Here is a 16,233-nt window from a genome sequence, read left to right on the forward strand (position 1 = left end):
GGAACAGAGCGCTCGGCCGGACCCGTGCCGACGGGTCGCCGGAAGCGCTGCGATGTCCGCTCAGGGACGCGGATCAGAGAAACAAGGTGCCAGGAACCATGCGGCCGATCATAGCGGAGCCGTAGCACGCACGCTCCGTCACCGCCGGTGCCGGTGCGTACGTTCATACTTCGCCTCTTGACCTTGTCAGACGGGGTCGGTAATGATCAACCGCGACTCCCGCCGAAAGGTGCACACGTGCGATTCATCGCAGGCAAGACCGCGGCTTTAGCCGCCGTCCTGACAGCAGTTCTCGTCGTCCCCCAGCCCGCTTCAGCCGCCGCCCAGCTCATCGGGAACGGCGCCTTCGACAGCTCCACCGCCCCCTGGGCCGCGATCGGCCAGACGACGGTCGCGCTCGACGCCCAGCGGCTGCGGGTGGACGTGAAGGCCGTCGTCGCCAACCCCTGGGACGCCATGGTGGCCGCCCCCACCACCGCCGCCCTGAACCCGGGCAAGAGCTACACCCTCTCCTTCGACGCCTACTCCACCGTCGCCTTCAAGGCCACCGCCACGGTGCAGTACAAGGCCACGCCCAGCACCAACCAGTCGCTGGCCACGGGCGTGCAGCTCACCACGTCGAGCAAGCGCTACAGCATCCCGTTCACGGCCGCGACCGCCACGGACACGGCGGCAGAGGTGACGTTTCAGCTCGGCGGGTCCGGCGGGACGCCTGCGATCCGGTTCGACAACGTGTCGCTGATGGAGACGCAGACGACGCGCCCGACCTCCCTGTTCGTGTGGAACCAGTCCAACCCGGCCAAGTGGGTCACGGCCAATCCGAACGCGAGCCAGACCGCGGCCATCTCCGCGAACATCGCCAACAAGCCGATCTTCGAGTGGTTCGGCGGCTGGTTCGGCGACATCACCCAGGCCGTGGACACCTACGTCGGCGCGGCGCAGGCCCAGGACAAGCTGCCGATGCTGGTCGCGTACAACATCCCCAACCGGGACGCGTGCGCCAACCAATCGGGCGGCGGCGCGGGCGACGCGGCCGGCTATCACGCGTGGATCACCGAGTTCGCCAAGGCCATCGGCACCAGGCACGCGATCGTCGTGCTGGAGCCCGACGCGGTCGCCGCCGCCGGGTGCGTGACCAAGATCGGCAAGAATCCCGAGGACCAGTACGCGATGCTGCTGGACGCCACGCAGGTGCTGAAGGCCCAGGCCCCCAACGCGTGGGTCTACCTGGACGCGGCCAACGCCACCTGGCTCGCGCCCGACGTCATCGCGCCGCTGCTGGTCAAGTCGGGCATCGCCAACACCCGCGGCTTCTCCGTGAACGTGTCGAACTACTTCTGGACCACCGACTCCGAGACGTACGCCGTCGGGGTCAACGGTCAGCTGTCGGGCACCGTGGGCGCCAAGAAGTACGTGATCGACACCAGCCGCAACGGCAACGGCCCCTACTCGGACAGCACGCCCGAGGACAACTGGTGCAACCCGCCCGGGCGTAAGCTCGGCGCCTCGCCGGTCAGGCAGTTGAGCGGCGCCGAGTACATCTTCTGGGTCAAGGTGCCCGGTGACTCCGACGGCGTGTGCAACGCCTCCACCAAGCCGGCCGGGCAGTTCGACCCCGACCTGGCGGTGGCCCTGATCAACGGCTAGTCCCCGCCGGCCGGGCCTCTCGGCGAGAGGTCCGGCCGCTCTCTCAGACCCGCTGGAGCAGGAGGGTGACGAAGCCGAGCGCCTCCCGGTAGCCGGTGAGCCACAGCTCGCGGTGCTCCCGCGCGACGGCGAGGGCCTGGTCGCCGTCGGGGCCCGGGTTGGCGGCGGCCCATCGGGCCAGGGTGCCGGTCCACGACCATTCGTACTCGTCCCACTCGGCGAGGGTGCTCACGTGGCCGTAGACGGCGAGCCAGCCCTCGGACTCGGCGGCGGCCACCGTGCCCGCCAGGTCGGGGTACGCGCCGATGGCTTCCACGACCTCGGGAGCAGGGGTCCGCTCCCAGAAGCCCTCCCCGATCAGCGCCAGCCCGCCCGGCCGGACGAACCTGGCGACCGCGTCCATCGTGCCCTTCAGACCCTGGAACGCGTGGGTCGAGCCCACGCAGAGCACCAGGTCGTAAGGCTGCTCCGAGGAGAACTCGGCCGCGGACATCTCGTGCAGCCTCAGCCGGTCGGACAGGCCACGTGCTTCCGCCGCCCGCCCCGCCGAGGACACGGCCTCCGCGGAGAGGTCCACGCCGTCGGCCGTGGCCGAGGGGACGAGTTCGAGCGCGCGGAGCGACCATTCGCCCTCGCCGCATCCCAGGTCGAGGATGCGGGCCCCCTCCGGCAGCGCGGCCCGGAGCAGCAGGCGGTCGAGGTTGCCGGGCGTGATGGGAGCGGCGATCGGATGGTCACGGTGGGCGATGGAGCTGATCAGCGTTCGTTCCATGCCGTTCAGTCTCGCGGCGCCCGCAACCGGTTTATCGGCCGTACCGGTCCAGGACGGCCCGTGCCGTGGCGGCCATGGCCTCGTCCACCATCTCGCCCTCGAACGTCACCGCTCCCGACCCGCCGGCCTGCGCCGCCTCCACCGCCGCGATCAGCCGGGCGTAGCGGGCCAGCTCGTCGGGGGAGGGGGAGAAGGCCGCGTTGATGACGGGGACGTGGGAGGGGTGGATGGCCATCATGCCCTCGTAGCCGAGCGAGCGGTTCTGCTCGGCGAAGGAGCGCAGCCCGTCCAGGTCGCCGATGCTCGTCCACAGGCCCGCGACGGGGTTGGGGATCCCGGCGGCGCGCACGTCGAGGAGCACGCGGGAGCGCAGGCCGAGCGTGCTCTCCGGGGTCCAGCGGTAGCCGACGGCGCGGGCGACGTCGCCGCCCGGCGCGGTGACGGCGCCGAGGTAGGCGATCCGGGACGGTGCCGCCATGGCGACGTCGTACGCCGCCCGCAGCCCGGAGGCCGTCTCCAGCAGCGGCACCAGGGCGATGTGGCCCCGAGGCAGGCCGCGCTCGCGTTCGCACCAGGCGAGCAGCCGGTCGGCGAGGCGCACGTCCTCCGGGCCGCTCACCTTGGGCAGCACGACCCCGCTGAGCCGCTCGTGCGCGACGGCCCGCAGCTCCTCGGCCCCCGCCCAGCCGTCCAGCGGGTTGACGCGGACGAACAGGGCCAGATGCCCCGCATATCCGGCCACCGCCGCGGCCACCGCGCGGCGGGCCTCGGACTTGCCGTCGTCGGGGACCGCGTCCTCGAGGTCGAGGATGACCGCATCGGCCCCGGCCGTCTCCGCCTTGGCCAGCCACTCCGTCCTGGTGCCGGGGACGAAGAGCAGCGAACGGAGCAGGGGGCGCTCAGATGACACCGTGCTGCTCCAGCTCCGCCAGCTCCTCCTCGGCCAGCCCCAGCCACTCGTGGTAGACGAGGTGGTTGTCCTGCCCGAGCGCGGGGCCGGTGCGCCAGACCTTCCCTGGCCGCCGGTGGAAGTGGGGGATCACGCCCTGCATGCGTACGGGGCCGAGGTCGGCGTCGTCGACCGTGATGATGTCGCCGCGCTCGGCGTAGACCGGGTCGGCGGCGATGTCGGCGGCGGTGAACACCCGCGAGGCCACCACCTCCGCCCGGGCGAACTCCGCCAGGCACTCGTCCGTGGTCCGCGCCGCCACCCACTCCCGCAGGCCCTTGTCCAGGGTCTCCCGGCCCTCGTGCTGCTGCGCCGACGTGGCGAAGTCCTCCTCGGGCAGACCGAGCAGGCGGGCCACGTTGCGTACCGAGCGGAGGGTCGCGGAGGTCACGGTGATCCACTCGCCGTCGCCGGAGCGGTAGGTGTTGATCACCGCGGCGGGAGCGACGGCGAGCTGGTTGCCCGCCCGTTCGGGTACGACGCCGAGCTGGTCGTAGGCGATGATCTGCCACTCGATCAGCCGGTAGAGGGGCTCGAAGAGGGCCAGGTCGATCCACTCGCCGTCGAAGCCGGGGTCGCCCGCGCGGCGGTGGAGGGCGGCGAGCACGGCGTACGCGCCCATCAGCCCGGTGACCGCGTCCCCGTGCGAGAACCCCGTGTGCACGGGCGGCCCGTCGGGGAACCCGGTCAGGTGCACCACCCCGCTCCTGGCCTCGCCCATCTTGCCGAAGCCCGGCTCGTTCGCCCGCGAGGACGTCGCCCCGAACCCCGAGATCTGCAGCAGGATCGCCTTCGGGTTGAGCCGGTGCACGGCCTCCCAGTCCAGCTCCCAGTCGCGCAGCCGTCCGGCCCGCAGGGTGACGATCACGACGTCCGCCCAGGCGACCAGCCGGTGGGCGATCTCGCGTCCGGCGGCGTGGTGCAGGTCGAGGGTGACCGAACGCTTGTTGCGGCCGGCGACCTTGAACCACAGGGGCACGCCGTCCCGTACCGGGCCCATCGCGCGGGCGGCGTCGCCGGCGCCGGGGGCCTCCACGTGCACCACGTCCGCACCCTGGTCGGCGAGCATGGAGCCGGCCATCGGCCCGGCCACCACGTGCGCGAACTCCACCACCTTCAGCCCGCGCAGCTGCCCCTGGCCGCTTCCGCCCGTTTCCTGACCCGTGCCTGTCACCCGCGCTCCTTCGCCTCCCGATCCGTTTCATCCTGCCGAGGCGGTGAAATGCGTGTCCAGCACAAGAAACCCATCATTCAATGCGCTTTGCGCATGAATCCCGAGGTGGCCTCAGTCGCGGTTCCAGGAGACGCCCGCGGGCAGGTCCCGCAGCTCGCGGCGGAAGCCGTCCAGCAGGTCCAGGAACGCGCTCGTCGCCACCGGCAGCGTGCGGCGGGCCCGGACCACGACGTCCAGCCGGCGGTCCACGACGGGTTCGGCGAGCGGACGGTAGACCAGCCGCCCCGCCCCCATCAGCGGCAGCACCAGCGCGGGCATCGCCGAGACCCCCAGCCCGGCCGTCACCAGCCCGCCCACCGTCGCCACGCTCCCCGCCTCGGCCGCCAGCGTCGGGACCGCCCCGGCCTGCGCGAACGCCGCGTCCGTGAGCCGCCGCACGCTCGACTCCGGCCCGATCGCGAGGAACGGCTCCCGGGCCAGCTCCTCCCAGGTGATCTCCGGGAGCTCGGTGAGCGGGTGGTCCTCGGGCAGCACGGCGTGGAAGCGGTCCTTGATCAGCGGGCGGTGTTCGAGCTGCTCGGGGGCGGCGCCGACGGTGGAGATCGCGAAGTCGGCGTCCCCCGAGAGCACCCGGCCGAGCACCACCTGCTCCAGGCCGTCCATGATCCGCAGCCCGGCCATCGGCCGCCGCAGCCGGAACTCGGAGATCACCCGGGGCAGCAGCACCGCGGCCACCGACGGTAGCGTGGCCACGGCCACCACGCCCGACTCGCCGAGCAGGTAGCGCTCCAGCTCCTTCATGCCCGACCGGTGCGCGGACACGATCTGCTCGGCGACCCGCAGCGTCTCCACCCCGGCCGCCGTCAGCTGCACGTTGCGGGTGTCGCGCTCCAGCAACTGCGCGCCGAGCAGCCGTTCCAGCTCGGCCACCGCGCGGCTGAGCGACGACTGCGACACGTGCATCTCGGCCGCCGCCGCCGTGAAGCTCGCCGCTCTGGCCACGGCGGCGTACGCGGCCAGCAGCCGCAGGTTCGCCTCCATGGCGTGAGCATAGACCCGAACTTTTGCGCAGAACGCATGGATAAATGTTGCTTTGATGCTGGACCTGAGATTTCCTCGCTCGGAAACTCTTCCGTAACACTCCGGCACGTCACCCCCCGCGAGCCGGGCGAGGAAGAAGGCGAACACCGATGCTAGCGGCCCTGGGATTCACCACGATCGTTCTGTTCCTGCTGCTCACCATGACCAAGCGCGTGTCGGTCCTGATCGCGCTGGTGCTGATCCCGGTCCTGGCGGCGCTGGCCGGGGGCTTCGGCGGCGAGCTGGGGAAGATGGTCCTCGACGGGCTGACCAAGGTCGCGCCGACCGGCATCATGATCGCGTTCGCGGTCCTGTACTTCAGCCTGATGATCGACGCAGGTCTCTTCGATCCGCTCATCCGCGGCATCCTGCGCCTGGCCAAGGGCGATCCGCTCCGCATCGCCGTCGGCACCGCCGTACTGACCATGTGTGTGGCCCTCGACGGCGACGGCGCCTCGACGTTCCTCATCACGGTCTCGGCGCTGCTGCCGGTCTACCGGCGGCTCGGCATGAGCCCGCTCGTCCTGTCGGGCGTCGTCTGCCTGGGCGCCGGAGTCATGAACCTCATCCCCTGGGGCGGTCCCACCGCCCGCGCGATGGCGGCGCTGAAGCTGGACAGCTCCCAGGTGTTCACGCCGGTCCTGCCCGCGATGGCGGCGGGGATCGCGTGGGTGCTGGTGGCGTCGTACCTGATCGGGCTCAAGGAGCGCCGCCGCCTCGGCACGATCTCCACCCCCGAGATGCCTGAAGAGCGGCTGGTCGGCGAGGGACCCGGCACCCAGCGGGCGCCCGTCCACCCGGCTCTGACGGTCTTCAACCTGGTGCTCACGGTCGCCCTGCTGGTCGGGCTCGTGCTGCAGGTGATGCCGCTGCCGGTGCTGTTCGTGGTCGGGTTCGCGATCGCGCTGCTGGTCAACCACCCGACCTGGGAACGCCAGCAGGAGCTCCTGGAGAAGCACGGCAAGAGCGTCGTCCTGGTCACCACGATGATCTTCGCGGCCGGCGTGTTCACCGGCGTCCTCACCGGTACCAAGATGATCAGCAGCATGGCGTCGGCGTTCGTGAGCGTCATCCCCGACTCCCTCGGCGGGCACCTGCCCGTGCTCGTGGCCCTCACCGGCATGCCGCTCAGCCTGGTCTTCACCCCCGACGCCTACTACTTCGGCGTCCTGCCCGTGCTCGCCGAGACCGTCAGCGGCTTCGGCGGCGCTCCGGCCGAGGTGGCCAGGGCGGCCATCCTCGGCCAGATGACCACCGGGTTCCCGCTGAGCCCGCTCACCGCGTCCACGTTCATCCTGGTCGGGATGAGCGGCGTGCAGCTGGGCGAGCACCAGCGCTTCATCTTCAAGTGGGCCTTCGCCACCACCCTCGTGATGACCGTGGTCGCGCTGCTCACGGGCGCGTTCTCCCTCTGACCCCCGGAGCGTGACATGACCTGGCGCGAGCTTGCCCTCATACCGGCGCTGGTGGCGCTGCCGCTGTCCCCGCCGCAGCCGGATCTCGACGTCCACGTGCTCTCGAACCGGGCCGACCTCGTCTCGGGAGGTGACGCGCTGGTCAGGGTCACCGGCTCCGCACGGGTACGGGTCGAGCTCAACGGCGCCGACGTCACCTCCCGCTTCGTGCCCGGGCCGGACGGCACCCTGACCGGGCTGGTCGACGGCCTCTCGCCCGGCGCGAACGTCCTGACCGTCCGCCCGCCGCGAGGCCGGGCCGAGCGGCTGACCATCACCGACCACCCGCCGGGCGGCCCGGTGTTCTCGGGCCCGCAGGTGCGGCCGTGGCAGTGCCAGACCGCCGAGAACGGCCTCGGCCCCGCCCTGAACGACCGGTGCGACGCCGCCCCGGTCCGTAGCGAGATCACCCTTGGCAACGGCGTCAAGGCCACCCTCGAACGCGGCACCGTCAACCGCGGGATCTACGACGTGCTCGTGCCGGCGAACTGGAACCACAAGCTGGTGTGGGTGTTCGGGGCGGGCACGGGCCAGCAGTACCGGCAGGGCGTCTCCCGCGGGCTGACCATGCCGGAGGCGCAGGAGGCGGCCGCCAAGGGGTTCGCGGTGGCGTCGTCCACGATGACCGACAACTCCCTGCACAGCAACGACGTCACCTCCGCCGAGACCGTCATGATGGTCAAGGAGCACGTCGTCGAGACGTACGGCGAGATCCGCTACACCATCGGCCGCGGCGGCTCGGGCGGGGCACTCCAGCAGTACCTCGTCGCCGACGCCTACCCGGGCCTGCTGGACGGCCTCCTGCCGACCCAGGACTGGCCGGACCAGATCGTCGGGGCCTACCGCGAGTTCGGCGACTGCGCCGCGCTGGTCCGCGCCATGGACGCCTCGCCGCTGTGGAGCGACCCCGACGACAGGACCGCCGTCTTCGGGCACGGCGGCACCGGGGTCTGCGCCACCTCCGCGGGCCGCGCCCCCGACTACATGAAGCCCGACGACGGCACGTCCTGCGCGGGCGAGGCGAGCTACGACCCGGCGCGCAACCCCGGCGGCGTCCGCTGCACCCTCCAGGACTTCATGATCTCCATTTACGGCGCCCGTCCGCAGGGGTGCGCCGGCGTGCCGTGCGCCCGCGTGGAGGGCTGCTCCGGTGCGTCGTGCGCTCGCCCGCAGGGGTGCTCCGGTGTGCCGTGCGCCCGGCGGCCGTGGGACAACGTCGGCGTCCAGTACGGCCTGACCGCGCTGCGCGACGGCCGCATCAGCCCCGAACAGTTCGTCGACCTCAACCAGCGGGTCGGCGGTTTCGACATCGACATGACCTGGACCCCGTCGCGGAGCGGGGCCGACGTCGCGGCCGTCGAGATCGCGCACCGGACCGGACGCGTCGTCTTCGGCCGGGGGCTGGCCCAGGTGCCGATCCTCGTGGTCCGCGGCACCGACAACAACGACTACCACTACCCGTGGCGCAGCCTCGTGCTCCGCAACCGGCTCGACCGGGCCAACGGCCACCACCGCAACCAGGTGCTCTGGACGAACGGCAGCGACGGCTCACCCCTGGACGTCATGGACCGCTGGCTCGCCGCCGTCGAGGCCGACCGCCGGCCGATCCCGCTGCCCGCCAAGGTCGTACGCCACCGGCCCGCCGAGGCCGTGGACGCCTGCTGGATCTCCGGCGCCAAGGTCACCGACCAGGCCGCCTGCGACCAGGCGTACCCGCACAAGGCCGACACCCGGGTCGCGGCCGGCGAGGGGCCGACCAGCGACCTGCTGAAATGCCGCCTCAAGCCGCTGCGGCGGGGGGACTACGGCGGTGTCGCGTTCACGGGGGAGCAGTGGGGGCGGCTGCGCTCGGCCTTTCGTGCGGGCGTGTGCGACTACTCCCGCCCGGGAGTCGGCCAGACGGACCCGGCCACGGGCCACCTCCGGCCGCCACAGCCCTGGCTCACCTTCACCACCGGCCCCGGCGGCACCCCCCTCGGCCCCCCTCCGTCCTCCCACCCCCTCTAACCCACCCTCTCGCTCTTCCCTCCAAGCCTCCTCTCCTCCGCCCCAGCCCCAGTCCTTGCCCCAGCCCCAGCCTCCGTCCCAGCCCAGCCCCAGCCTCCGTCCCAGCCCTTGCCTCGGCTCCCGCCCCAGCCTCCGCCCCAGCCTTAGCCCTCTCGCCCTCCGCCTCAGAGGACCGAAGATGAAACCCCTCAAGATCATGGCCGCACTGTCCGCCGCCGCCTTGGGCCTGACCTGCGCCCCCGCCCTCCCCGCAGCAGCCGAACCGGGGGCCCCGGAGGCCGCGACCGCCGCCACATTCCTCCCTCCCGACCCGTTCTTCGCCTACGACCGCCCCGCCGAGTACCGGGGGGTCCACCGGGAACGCGTCACCGTACCCCTGCGCGACGGCAGCCACCTGGCCTGCGACCTGCACCGTCCCGCCGCCCCCGACGGCACCCCCGCCCCCGGCCGCTTCCCCGGCATCGTCTACGACTACAACGCCTACAACCAGCTCGGCCCCCAGGGACAGGCCGCCGCGTACTTCGTCACCCGGGGCTACGTCGCGGCCGTGTGCAACGTCCGAGGCTCAGGCGACTCGCCCGGCTACCTCGACCCCTTCAGCGGCCAGGAGCAGCGCGACAACTACGACCTCATCGAGTGGCTGGCCGCCCAGCCCTGGTCCACGGGCCGCATCGGGCAGACGGGCGTCAGCTACGGCGGGCACTCGTCCCTCCTCGTCGCCGTCAACAAGCCACCCCACCTGGCCGCCATCATCCCCGTGGACGGCATCAGCGACTGGTACGAGAACACCATCTACCGAGGCGGCATCTACTCGGCCAGGATCCGCGACTGGCAGCGCTCCGTCGCCCCCGACACCCTCGTCACGTACGCCCAGCACCCCCTCTATGACGACTTCTGGCGCGAACGCAGCGTCAAGTCCCGCTGGAAGAACCTCGACGTCCCCGTTCTGGAGATCGCCGGCTGGTACGACCGCTACCGCCAGGGCATGGTGGAGAACCTCCAGGCGCGCGAGCGCAACGTCTGGCTGGTGTCCGGCCCCTGGGTGCACGGCTGGCCGGCCGGGCAGCCCGCCGACATCGGCAACGGCGCCTATCTCGCCTGGTGGGACCGCTGGCTGGCCCGCCGCCCCGGCACCCCGCTGCCCGCCGCCAGGGTGACCTCGTACGAGGTGCCCGGCACGGGCTGGCGGCAGTTCGACAGCTGGCCTCCGGCGGGAACGCGGCCGGTGCGGCTCGGCCTCGGAGCCGACGGAACCCTAACCCCCGACCCCGGCAGGCCCGCCACCCGCACCTTCGAGGTCAACACCGAGCCGGTCGCGGGCGGGCCGGGTCAGCGGCTGTCGTTCGCGACCGGGCCGCTCCAGCGCGACCTGGTCCTCGCGGGGGAGGTCCAGGCCAAGGTACGGGCCTCGTTCACGGCGGCCGACGGCAACCTCGCGGTCGTGGTGCAGGACGTCGCCCCCGACGGCACGTCCACCCGCATCACCCAGGGCTGGCTGAAGGCGAGCCACCGCTCCGGCCACGAGCGCGCGGTCCCGATACGCCCCGGCAAGACGTACGACCTGGACATCCGCACCTGGCCCACGCACTACCGCGTCGCGGCCGGGCACAGCATCAGCGTCACGGTGTCCAGCGACGACTACCCGGAGATCGACTCCGACGCCCCAGCAGGACAAGTGTCACTGAGGCTCGGCCACAGCGGCTCAACCATCCGCCTGACCACCCTCTGACCCGTCGCCCGCCCCCACCCGCCCCCACTCGCCCCGGCCCGTCTTCACCCGGGCTCACATGTGGGCCCGTCCCTACCCAGGCCCGGGCTCACATACGGGACAACAGCTCGGCCTTCTTCGCCTGAAACTCCTCCTCGGAGAGCAGCCCGGCATCCCGCAGATCGCCCAGCTTGGCGATCAGCTCGGCCACCTCGGCACCCGACGGAGCCCGACGCACCTCCGGGACCGCCGGGGCCGGGATCGACGCGAGAACGGCGGCCGCGAAGGGCAGGGACTTGTGCGTCGCCCCCCGTCCGAGCCCGAAGACGACAGAGGCCGGATCCTTGTTCGGATCGGGATCCGGCCGCCCCCCGCGAACCCTCAACCGAAGACAGCCACTCGCCCCCTCCGGCGCGTGCCACTCGACGCTCTCCAGATCCGAGACCGAGAACCGCTGGTCACCCGCGGAGTATTTGGCGGTCGACGCCCCCGACCAGAACCACGTGAACGTGATGGCCTCGCCGTCGAACGTCGCCGCCCCGTCCCACCCCTTGAACGAACGGGGTACCGAAGGCGCCTCGACCATGAACCGCGTCACCGGCCCGGACTCGCCGATGACCGCCCGCAACTCATCCGCGTAATAGTCGGCGAGCGTCTCCCGCCCGGAGGGAAGCACGAGCCGGTAGGGCTCGGCCGCCTCCTGGAGCTGCCCGGCCGCCACGGTCATGACCGGATCGGCACCCCGCCTGGGCACCACACGCAGCACCACGGTGCCCCTCTTACCGGCCGCCACCGTCACCTCGGCGATCGCCGCATGGGGGATGACACGTTCACCAAGCTCGGAAACGAGTTTGGGGACCTTGGCGCCTTCGGGCCGTATCCGCAGCGCATCCGCCTCGAACACCCAAGCACAACCCTGGCCCGCCAGGACATCATCCACGAAAACAGGCTAGGCGATCGACACCGAAATGTGGGCGTCGTGGTCGTCCTCAGACCTTCCTGGATCAGCTCTGGGCGAAGGCGACCGGCACGCCGCAGGCGTCGTCGGCAGTGACGTGGAAACCCTCAGGGGTGGTGCTCGTGGCGATGGCGACGGCCTCGACGAGTTTGCGCGCGGCGGTCAGGTCGGTGACGGCGACGGTGTGGACGCCCCAGGAGTTGGGGCGGCCGGGTCGACGATGCCAAGCAGTTCGACGAATGACTGCTCGGAGTAGGAGCACCGGTTGGCGGTGCAGGTGGGCAGGCGTGGGCCGCCGGGGCGTTCGGCCAGCAGATGCGGCGAGACGGGGCTGAGCGTCAAGCCGAGGGGCCTCGAAGCGGGCAGACACCGGCCGTGATTCGCTAGCCCTGTGGGGGGCCGCCGGGTTTGCACTTGAACATTTCAGCGAACCGCCGCTCGGCTATTTGTATGAGCTGGACGAGATCGTGGTCCTGGTCGCGGGAGGGATTGCGCTTGACGGTGATGGCGACGAGCGAGTTGTTGGATCCACAACGGAACCAGGCAGACGCCCTTCGGTACGGATAGAGCCGGATCTCGAAGTCGCTTATTCCGCCCTTGCCCAGCTGCTCGGGAAGCTTGACCAGATTACTCTCCTTCTCGAATTTTAGGAAGTTCTCGATGACGCTCGGAGGGGCTGACACATCATAACGGGTGATGAAAATACCCTGATCATCGTTCGATATAACGCAACTGTACCCGTCGGGATCGCGTTTATCGTCACCGGCGTCGTAGGGGCCGGTGTAGCCCGTCAGATCGGCCACCGCCGCCTGCGGGATGAAGTAGCAGAGATAGGGAGGACGGTCGGCAACGGAACCCCGCACAGGCGCGGGGTCAGGTGTCGGAGTAGCCGCGGGCTCGTCCGGCGTGCACCCGGCGATCATCATGGAGGCGACTGTGGCGCAGAGCCACCCTGCGAGCTTACTCATCTTTGGGCGCAGCCTTGAGGTCGTCGCGGAATTCCTTGGCTCCGACGGCTGTGGTCTGTTGCACTTCCTTGTAATCGGCCGGCATCGTAGAGTTCTCTTCTATCCAGTCTACGAAGCTCTCGTATTCACTCCTCGTCATGTCGAGCGGAGGTTTGATCCGCGGCGGGTCACCAGTCACGAAGGGCCCCTTGAGGTCATTGCGACTATAGGATTCATGAGCCACAGCGGAGGATTCAATCATTTGTTTTACCAGCTGTTGGACAGCTTTATCATTCGACGCGGCGTCGCCGAACGCCTTAGCCGTTTTCCCGCCGGCATGGCCACTCTGCTGGACCAGCCAGTCTCCGGCCTTTGTGTAACCGTCCTTGACGAAGTTCTCGTAGATGGTGCCGGCTGCTTTGAGCCCTACCTTGCCCACCTGGTTAGCAAAGGGAATGGGAACGAGGCCGATTCCGTCTTGGACCAGTTTCCGCAACTCCTCGTCTGCCGCGTCCGCCTCCTTGCCTCGCCCGACGAGAGCCATCCGGCGTGCCTCCACCAGATGCCCCAGCGCTGTGGAGTTGAGTGCGATCACATTGTTCAGCCAGTCCTTGTTATGCGTCGCCATCGCCTGATCGATCTTGCCGCGCATGTCCGCGACCTGCCCACGGAGCAGCGCCTGGTACCCCTGGTCGTCGGCGGCCACGTCGAGCATGACGAGGTCAAGGTCGGTCGGGTTGAAGCGCGCTGTGTTCTTTCCCTCAACGTTCCCCGTGAGTTCGTTATCGGGCAGTCGCGGGTGGTTCTGGTAGTAGGAGGACACGATGTCGTCGGAGTGCTCCGCGAGGATGCGGCCCATGTTGTCGCGGATGCCGGAGAGGCGATCGAGCTCCGACGGGTTCTTGATCTCGAGCTCCCCGGCGTCGTTGAACGACACATGCGGCTTGACCTCGTCGGCGAGTATTTGCGTGGCCATCACGGCCAGCCGCTTGGAGTCGGCGTCGGCGCCCTTCATCGCCGCCTCCATGGCATCCCCCAGCGATTCGCCGCGATCGCCCATCTCCCACTGCGACCGCCGGTCGCTCATCAGATACTTCAGCAAGTCCTTGTTGTCGAGCAGCGCCTGTGCGCGCTCTCGCGACGTGCTCGCGACGGTCATCAACGCGGCGATCGGATCGGCGGCGCCGATGACGTCGGAATCCTGGAACGGCCGCGTGTCGATGGGCGCGGGAAGGTTGTAGACGTCGGTGTCCTTCGGCAGGAACCGTACGCGATGCTCTTTCAGGTAGTCGCGGTCCCACTGGATCATGTCCTGGCCGATGGTCCTGATGAACCACTCGCTGTACGCCTCTTTCGGCGCCGCCGCGAGGATCTGGCCGAGCGACCAATATCCAGGGTTCGTCAGCCCTCCCATGTCAGGAGCCGGGATCTCCGTGCGCCCCTGCCGCTTAAACTCCTCGATGAACTTCCGGTTGAGATGCGCGTTCTTGGTGGGGTCGGTGGCTGCGGCGAGGGCCTTGCTCAGCATGGACAGCACGTCGCGATTCTGCCGCCGGATGGCCGCCGCCGAATCGCGATCGGCGTCGAGCGCCTTGCGTACCCGCGTTCCCATGGTGGCGGGAAGCGCCAAGAGACCCTGCGGGCCGAGTTGTTCCATGAGGGCGGTGGCGAACTGCGGGTCGGACAGCCGCCCCTTGTAAACGGCGAGCTTTTCCAGAGCACCCGCGTCCCCTCGCGCGGCGGCTGCGAACAGCGGGGCCGCCTGCGCCGCCTCGGCACGTACCCTGGCCGGGATTATCCTCGACTCGTCGATCTGCGCCATCCCGGCAGGGACGACCGCACCGGAGAGCGGGTTGCCGAACACGTCCACGTCGACTTTCTCGGCCTCGTACGCGAGATCGCGCCGCCGGTAGAGGTCGGGGGCCTGCTCGGTCAGCCACTGCCCGATCCGGCCGATCGCCGCCACTCCCGGGTGGGTGAGCTCGACCTCGTTCAGAATCGCCCGGAGCTGCGCCGCGCATTCGGCCAGGCCTTTTCCTGCATTTTGTACGCCATAGCCGAGTTGGTGCATTTCTCTGGGGTCGATCGAGGAGAAAGTCATTCGTCTCTCGGCCCCATCACGGTCTGGTTGGAGATCGTTTCGTGGAGATGGTCGATGACCCCGCGAAGTCCGCGCCACAACTCCGCACGCTGCTGCGCCAGGTCACCGCCGAATCTATCGGCGACCGGCCCCGTCCACGTCCGCCCGCTCGACATTTGCGACAGTGGCTGGTCCAGGGTGTGCCAGTGCTGGTCAGACAATTCCTGCGCACGGCGCAGCGCGTTCATCAACTCGGCACGAGTAGTCATGAAGACCTCCCACCGAAGTGGTACGCAAGCCGTGCCACCGAAGTCTCAAATTCGTTCCGATTCACTTTGCCACGCCGCCATTCCCGACGTCATGCCGCCGAACGAAAACGGTATTCCTGTCAGCCGAGCGCGTCGATCTCCGCGATCAGAGCCGGCTCGGTACCCTGCCTTCGACGTCAGGCCTGTTGGGCGTCGTCGCGTTCGGTGACGAACAGTCCGCGACCGGGCGCGGTGATCAGAAGGCCCTCGTTCTTCAGCACGTCGAGTGCCTTCTTCACGGTGTTCCGGGACAGGCCGGATTCCTCTTCCAACTCCGTCTGAGACGGCACCTTGCGTCCAGGCGGAATCTCGCCGGCCTCGATGCGGGCGCGAAGTGCGTCCGCCAGTTGGAGGTAGGGCGCACGCAGCCCATCGGGATCGATTCTCACGATGGGAAGGTTAGGCGGCCAGGATTATCCCGAGATAGGTAGGCCCGGCCACGGCCAGCCATGGCCTAGCTCGTTAAGATGCCTATATCCCTCGATCCTTGAAGTTCGGGCCTACGCCGGTGGAAGCGCTGGAGTGGGGCCCTAAAACGGACACTGGAGGTCCAGTCCATGGCAGGTCCAATCACAGATCTACGATTCGAACCCTTGGCGGCTGAGATCCATGCCGTGCTTGAGAAGCATGGATACCGGCTGCCTCCGGGCGGTGATCACATCCGCGAACTCGTCATGGCCCGCGTCGACCTCGCACTCAAGAACCTCGTCGAGATCTTCGAAGGAAGGGTGTGGTGACATGGCGCGCGAGATTCCTAACTTCCACGGCCCGCATCGCCCCAGCCGGGCCGCCTGGTATTGGCCTGATATCGACCAGACCGCCGGGCTTTGCGCATCCGTGTCGTCTCGTGGACGTGCGAATGCCGGCCGACGACGTACGAGCTATGCGGCGCCGCTGGTCAGGGCTTCGTCCGCCGTACCGACCGCGACAAGCGAACCGTCCACGAAACCGTGTGGACATTGACCGCGACCGCCAGGCACACCTTCGAGCGGATCCTGCGCGGTGAGGCCCGATGAGCAGTTCGATCGGCAAAGGTGATCCTGGCGCTTGCACGCAGGCGACCAGTCGATCCAGCTCGATTGACGTCGGTACCAATCGGCCCTGTTCTGGAACGAGGCCGAGAGGAAGGAGTGACGATGAGTGCTACGT

Annotated in this window: 15 protein-coding genes; 5 read left to right on the top strand and 10 right to left on the bottom strand. The window is 69.6% G+C overall.

What is annotated here, in order from left to right; translation table 11 throughout:
- Positions 1-237: 237 nt before the first annotated feature.
- On the top strand, positions 238-1,647 hold the full coding sequence (locus ACWDX9_RS06590) for a glycoside hydrolase family 6 protein (protein ID WP_449949793.1): 1,410 nt from the start codon (positions 238-240) through the stop codon (positions 1,645-1,647).
- 43 nt (positions 1,648-1,690) lie between these two features.
- Here ACWDX9_RS06590 and ACWDX9_RS06595 read toward each other — a convergent pair whose 3' ends face one another.
- The 4 genes from ACWDX9_RS06595 to ACWDX9_RS06610 form a co-directional block, all read right to left on the bottom strand.
- Positions 1,691-2,419 carry an SAM-dependent methyltransferase gene (locus tag ACWDX9_RS06595; protein ID WP_449949794.1) on the bottom strand — a complete coding sequence of 243 codons (729 nt, stop codon included), beginning with the start codon at positions 2,417-2,419 and terminating at the stop codon, positions 1,691-1,693.
- 31 nt (positions 2,420-2,450) lie between these two features.
- The gene (locus ACWDX9_RS06600; protein WP_449949795.1) at positions 2,451-3,329 is read right to left on the bottom strand and encodes an HpcH/HpaI aldolase/citrate lyase family protein; all 879 of its coding nucleotides are present in this window, start codon (positions 3,327-3,329) and stop codon (positions 2,451-2,453) included.
- Positions 3,319-4,542 (bottom strand): CaiB/BaiF CoA transferase family protein, encoded by a 1,224-nt coding sequence (locus ACWDX9_RS06605; protein ID WP_449949796.1) that lies wholly within the window; start codon positions 4,540-4,542, stop codon positions 3,319-3,321. The genes ACWDX9_RS06600 and ACWDX9_RS06605 overlap by 11 nt, the downstream gene beginning before the upstream one ends.
- Before the next feature lie 111 nt (positions 4,543-4,653).
- On the bottom strand, positions 4,654-5,583 hold the full coding sequence (locus ACWDX9_RS06610) for a LysR family transcriptional regulator (protein ID WP_357743098.1): 930 nt from the start codon (positions 5,581-5,583) through the stop codon (positions 4,654-4,656).
- Between the two features lie 149 nt (positions 5,584-5,732).
- On the opposite strand from ACWDX9_RS06610, the gene ACWDX9_RS06615 reads away from it, so the two are divergent.
- The 3 genes from ACWDX9_RS06615 to ACWDX9_RS06625 all read left to right on the top strand — a co-directional run bounded on the left by ACWDX9_RS06615 (position 5,733) and on the right by ACWDX9_RS06625 (position 10,812).
- Positions 5,733-7,037 carry a CitMHS family transporter gene (locus ACWDX9_RS06615; protein ID WP_449949797.1) on the top strand — a complete coding sequence of 435 codons (1,305 nt, stop codon included), beginning with the start codon at positions 5,733-5,735 and terminating at the stop codon, positions 7,035-7,037.
- A 15-nt stretch (positions 7,038-7,052) separates the two neighbouring features.
- Complete coding sequence (locus ACWDX9_RS06620) at positions 7,053-9,083, top strand: DUF6351 family protein (protein ID WP_449949799.1); 2,031 nt, start codon at positions 7,053-7,055, stop codon at positions 9,081-9,083.
- Between the two features lie 178 nt (positions 9,084-9,261).
- Positions 9,262-10,812, top strand: coding sequence for a CocE/NonD family hydrolase (locus ACWDX9_RS06625; RefSeq protein WP_449949801.1), 1,551 nt, complete (start codon positions 9,262-9,264; stop codon positions 10,810-10,812).
- A gap of 88 nt (positions 10,813-10,900) precedes the next feature.
- Here the strand turns inward: ACWDX9_RS06625 and ACWDX9_RS06630 are convergent, their stop codons facing one another.
- The 6 genes from ACWDX9_RS06630 to ACWDX9_RS06655 form a co-directional block, all read right to left on the bottom strand.
- Positions 10,901-11,731: a DUF4429 domain-containing protein gene (locus ACWDX9_RS06630; protein WP_449949804.1), complete on the bottom strand. Its 831-nt coding sequence runs from the start codon at positions 11,729-11,731 to the stop codon at positions 10,901-10,903.
- Positions 11,732-11,795: 64 nt separating this feature from the next.
- Complete coding sequence (locus ACWDX9_RS06635; protein ID WP_449949806.1) at positions 11,796-12,011, bottom strand: hypothetical protein; 216 nt, start codon at positions 12,009-12,011, stop codon at positions 11,796-11,798.
- A gap of 121 nt (positions 12,012-12,132) precedes the next feature.
- Positions 12,133-12,675, bottom strand: a complete 543-nt coding sequence (locus ACWDX9_RS06640) for a hypothetical protein (RefSeq protein WP_449949809.1) — start codon at positions 12,673-12,675, stop codon at positions 12,133-12,135.
- A gap of 34 nt (positions 12,676-12,709) precedes the next feature.
- Positions 12,710-14,767 (bottom strand): hypothetical protein, encoded by a 2,058-nt coding sequence (locus ACWDX9_RS06645; protein WP_449949812.1) that lies wholly within the window; start codon positions 14,765-14,767, stop codon positions 12,710-12,712.
- A 26-nt stretch (positions 14,768-14,793) separates the two neighbouring features.
- Entirely contained in the window at positions 14,794-15,045 is a 252-nt protein-coding gene (locus tag ACWDX9_RS06650) for a hypothetical protein (protein WP_449949813.1), read from the bottom strand.
- A gap of 176 nt (positions 15,046-15,221) precedes the next feature.
- Positions 15,222-15,473, bottom strand: a complete 252-nt coding sequence (locus ACWDX9_RS06655) for a GntR family transcriptional regulator (protein WP_449900293.1) — start codon at positions 15,471-15,473, stop codon at positions 15,222-15,224.
- A 225-nt stretch (positions 15,474-15,698) separates the two neighbouring features.
- Here ACWDX9_RS06655 and ACWDX9_RS06660 point away from each other — a divergent pair, with 225 nt between their 5' ends.
- On the top strand, positions 15,699-15,821 hold the full coding sequence (locus ACWDX9_RS06660; protein WP_449949814.1) for a hypothetical protein: 123 nt from the start codon (positions 15,699-15,701) through the stop codon (positions 15,819-15,821).
- Positions 15,822-16,233: the final 412 nt, after the last annotated feature.

Source organism: Nonomuraea sp. NPDC003201 (genome assembly GCF_053590415.1).

Coding starts and splice junctions, on each gene's coding strand:
- ACWDX9_RS06625 (WP_449949801.1), top strand. CDS start 9,262: ATGAAACCCCTCAAGATCATGGCCGCACTGTCCGCCGCCGCCTTGGGC.
- ACWDX9_RS06620 (WP_449949799.1), top strand. CDS start 7,053: ATGACCTGGCGCGAGCTTGCCCTCATACCGGCGCTGGTGGCGCTGCCG.
- ACWDX9_RS06650 (WP_449949813.1), bottom strand. CDS start 15,045: ATGACTACTCGTGCCGAGTTGATGAACGCGCTGCGCCGTGCGCAGGAA.
- ACWDX9_RS06640 (WP_449949809.1), bottom strand. CDS start 12,675: ATGATGATCGCCGGGTGCACGCCGGACGAGCCCGCGGCTACTCCGACA.
- ACWDX9_RS06595 (WP_449949794.1), bottom strand. CDS start 2,419: ATGGAACGAACGCTGATCAGCTCCATCGCCCACCGTGACCATCCGATC.
- ACWDX9_RS06615 (WP_449949797.1), top strand. CDS start 5,733: ATGCTAGCGGCCCTGGGATTCACCACGATCGTTCTGTTCCTGCTGCTC.
- ACWDX9_RS06645 (WP_449949812.1), bottom strand. CDS start 14,767: ATGCACCAACTCGGCTATGGCGTACAAAATGCAGGAAAAGGCCTGGCC.
- ACWDX9_RS06610 (WP_357743098.1), bottom strand. CDS start 5,583: ATGGAGGCGAACCTGCGGCTGCTGGCCGCGTACGCCGCCGTGGCCAGA.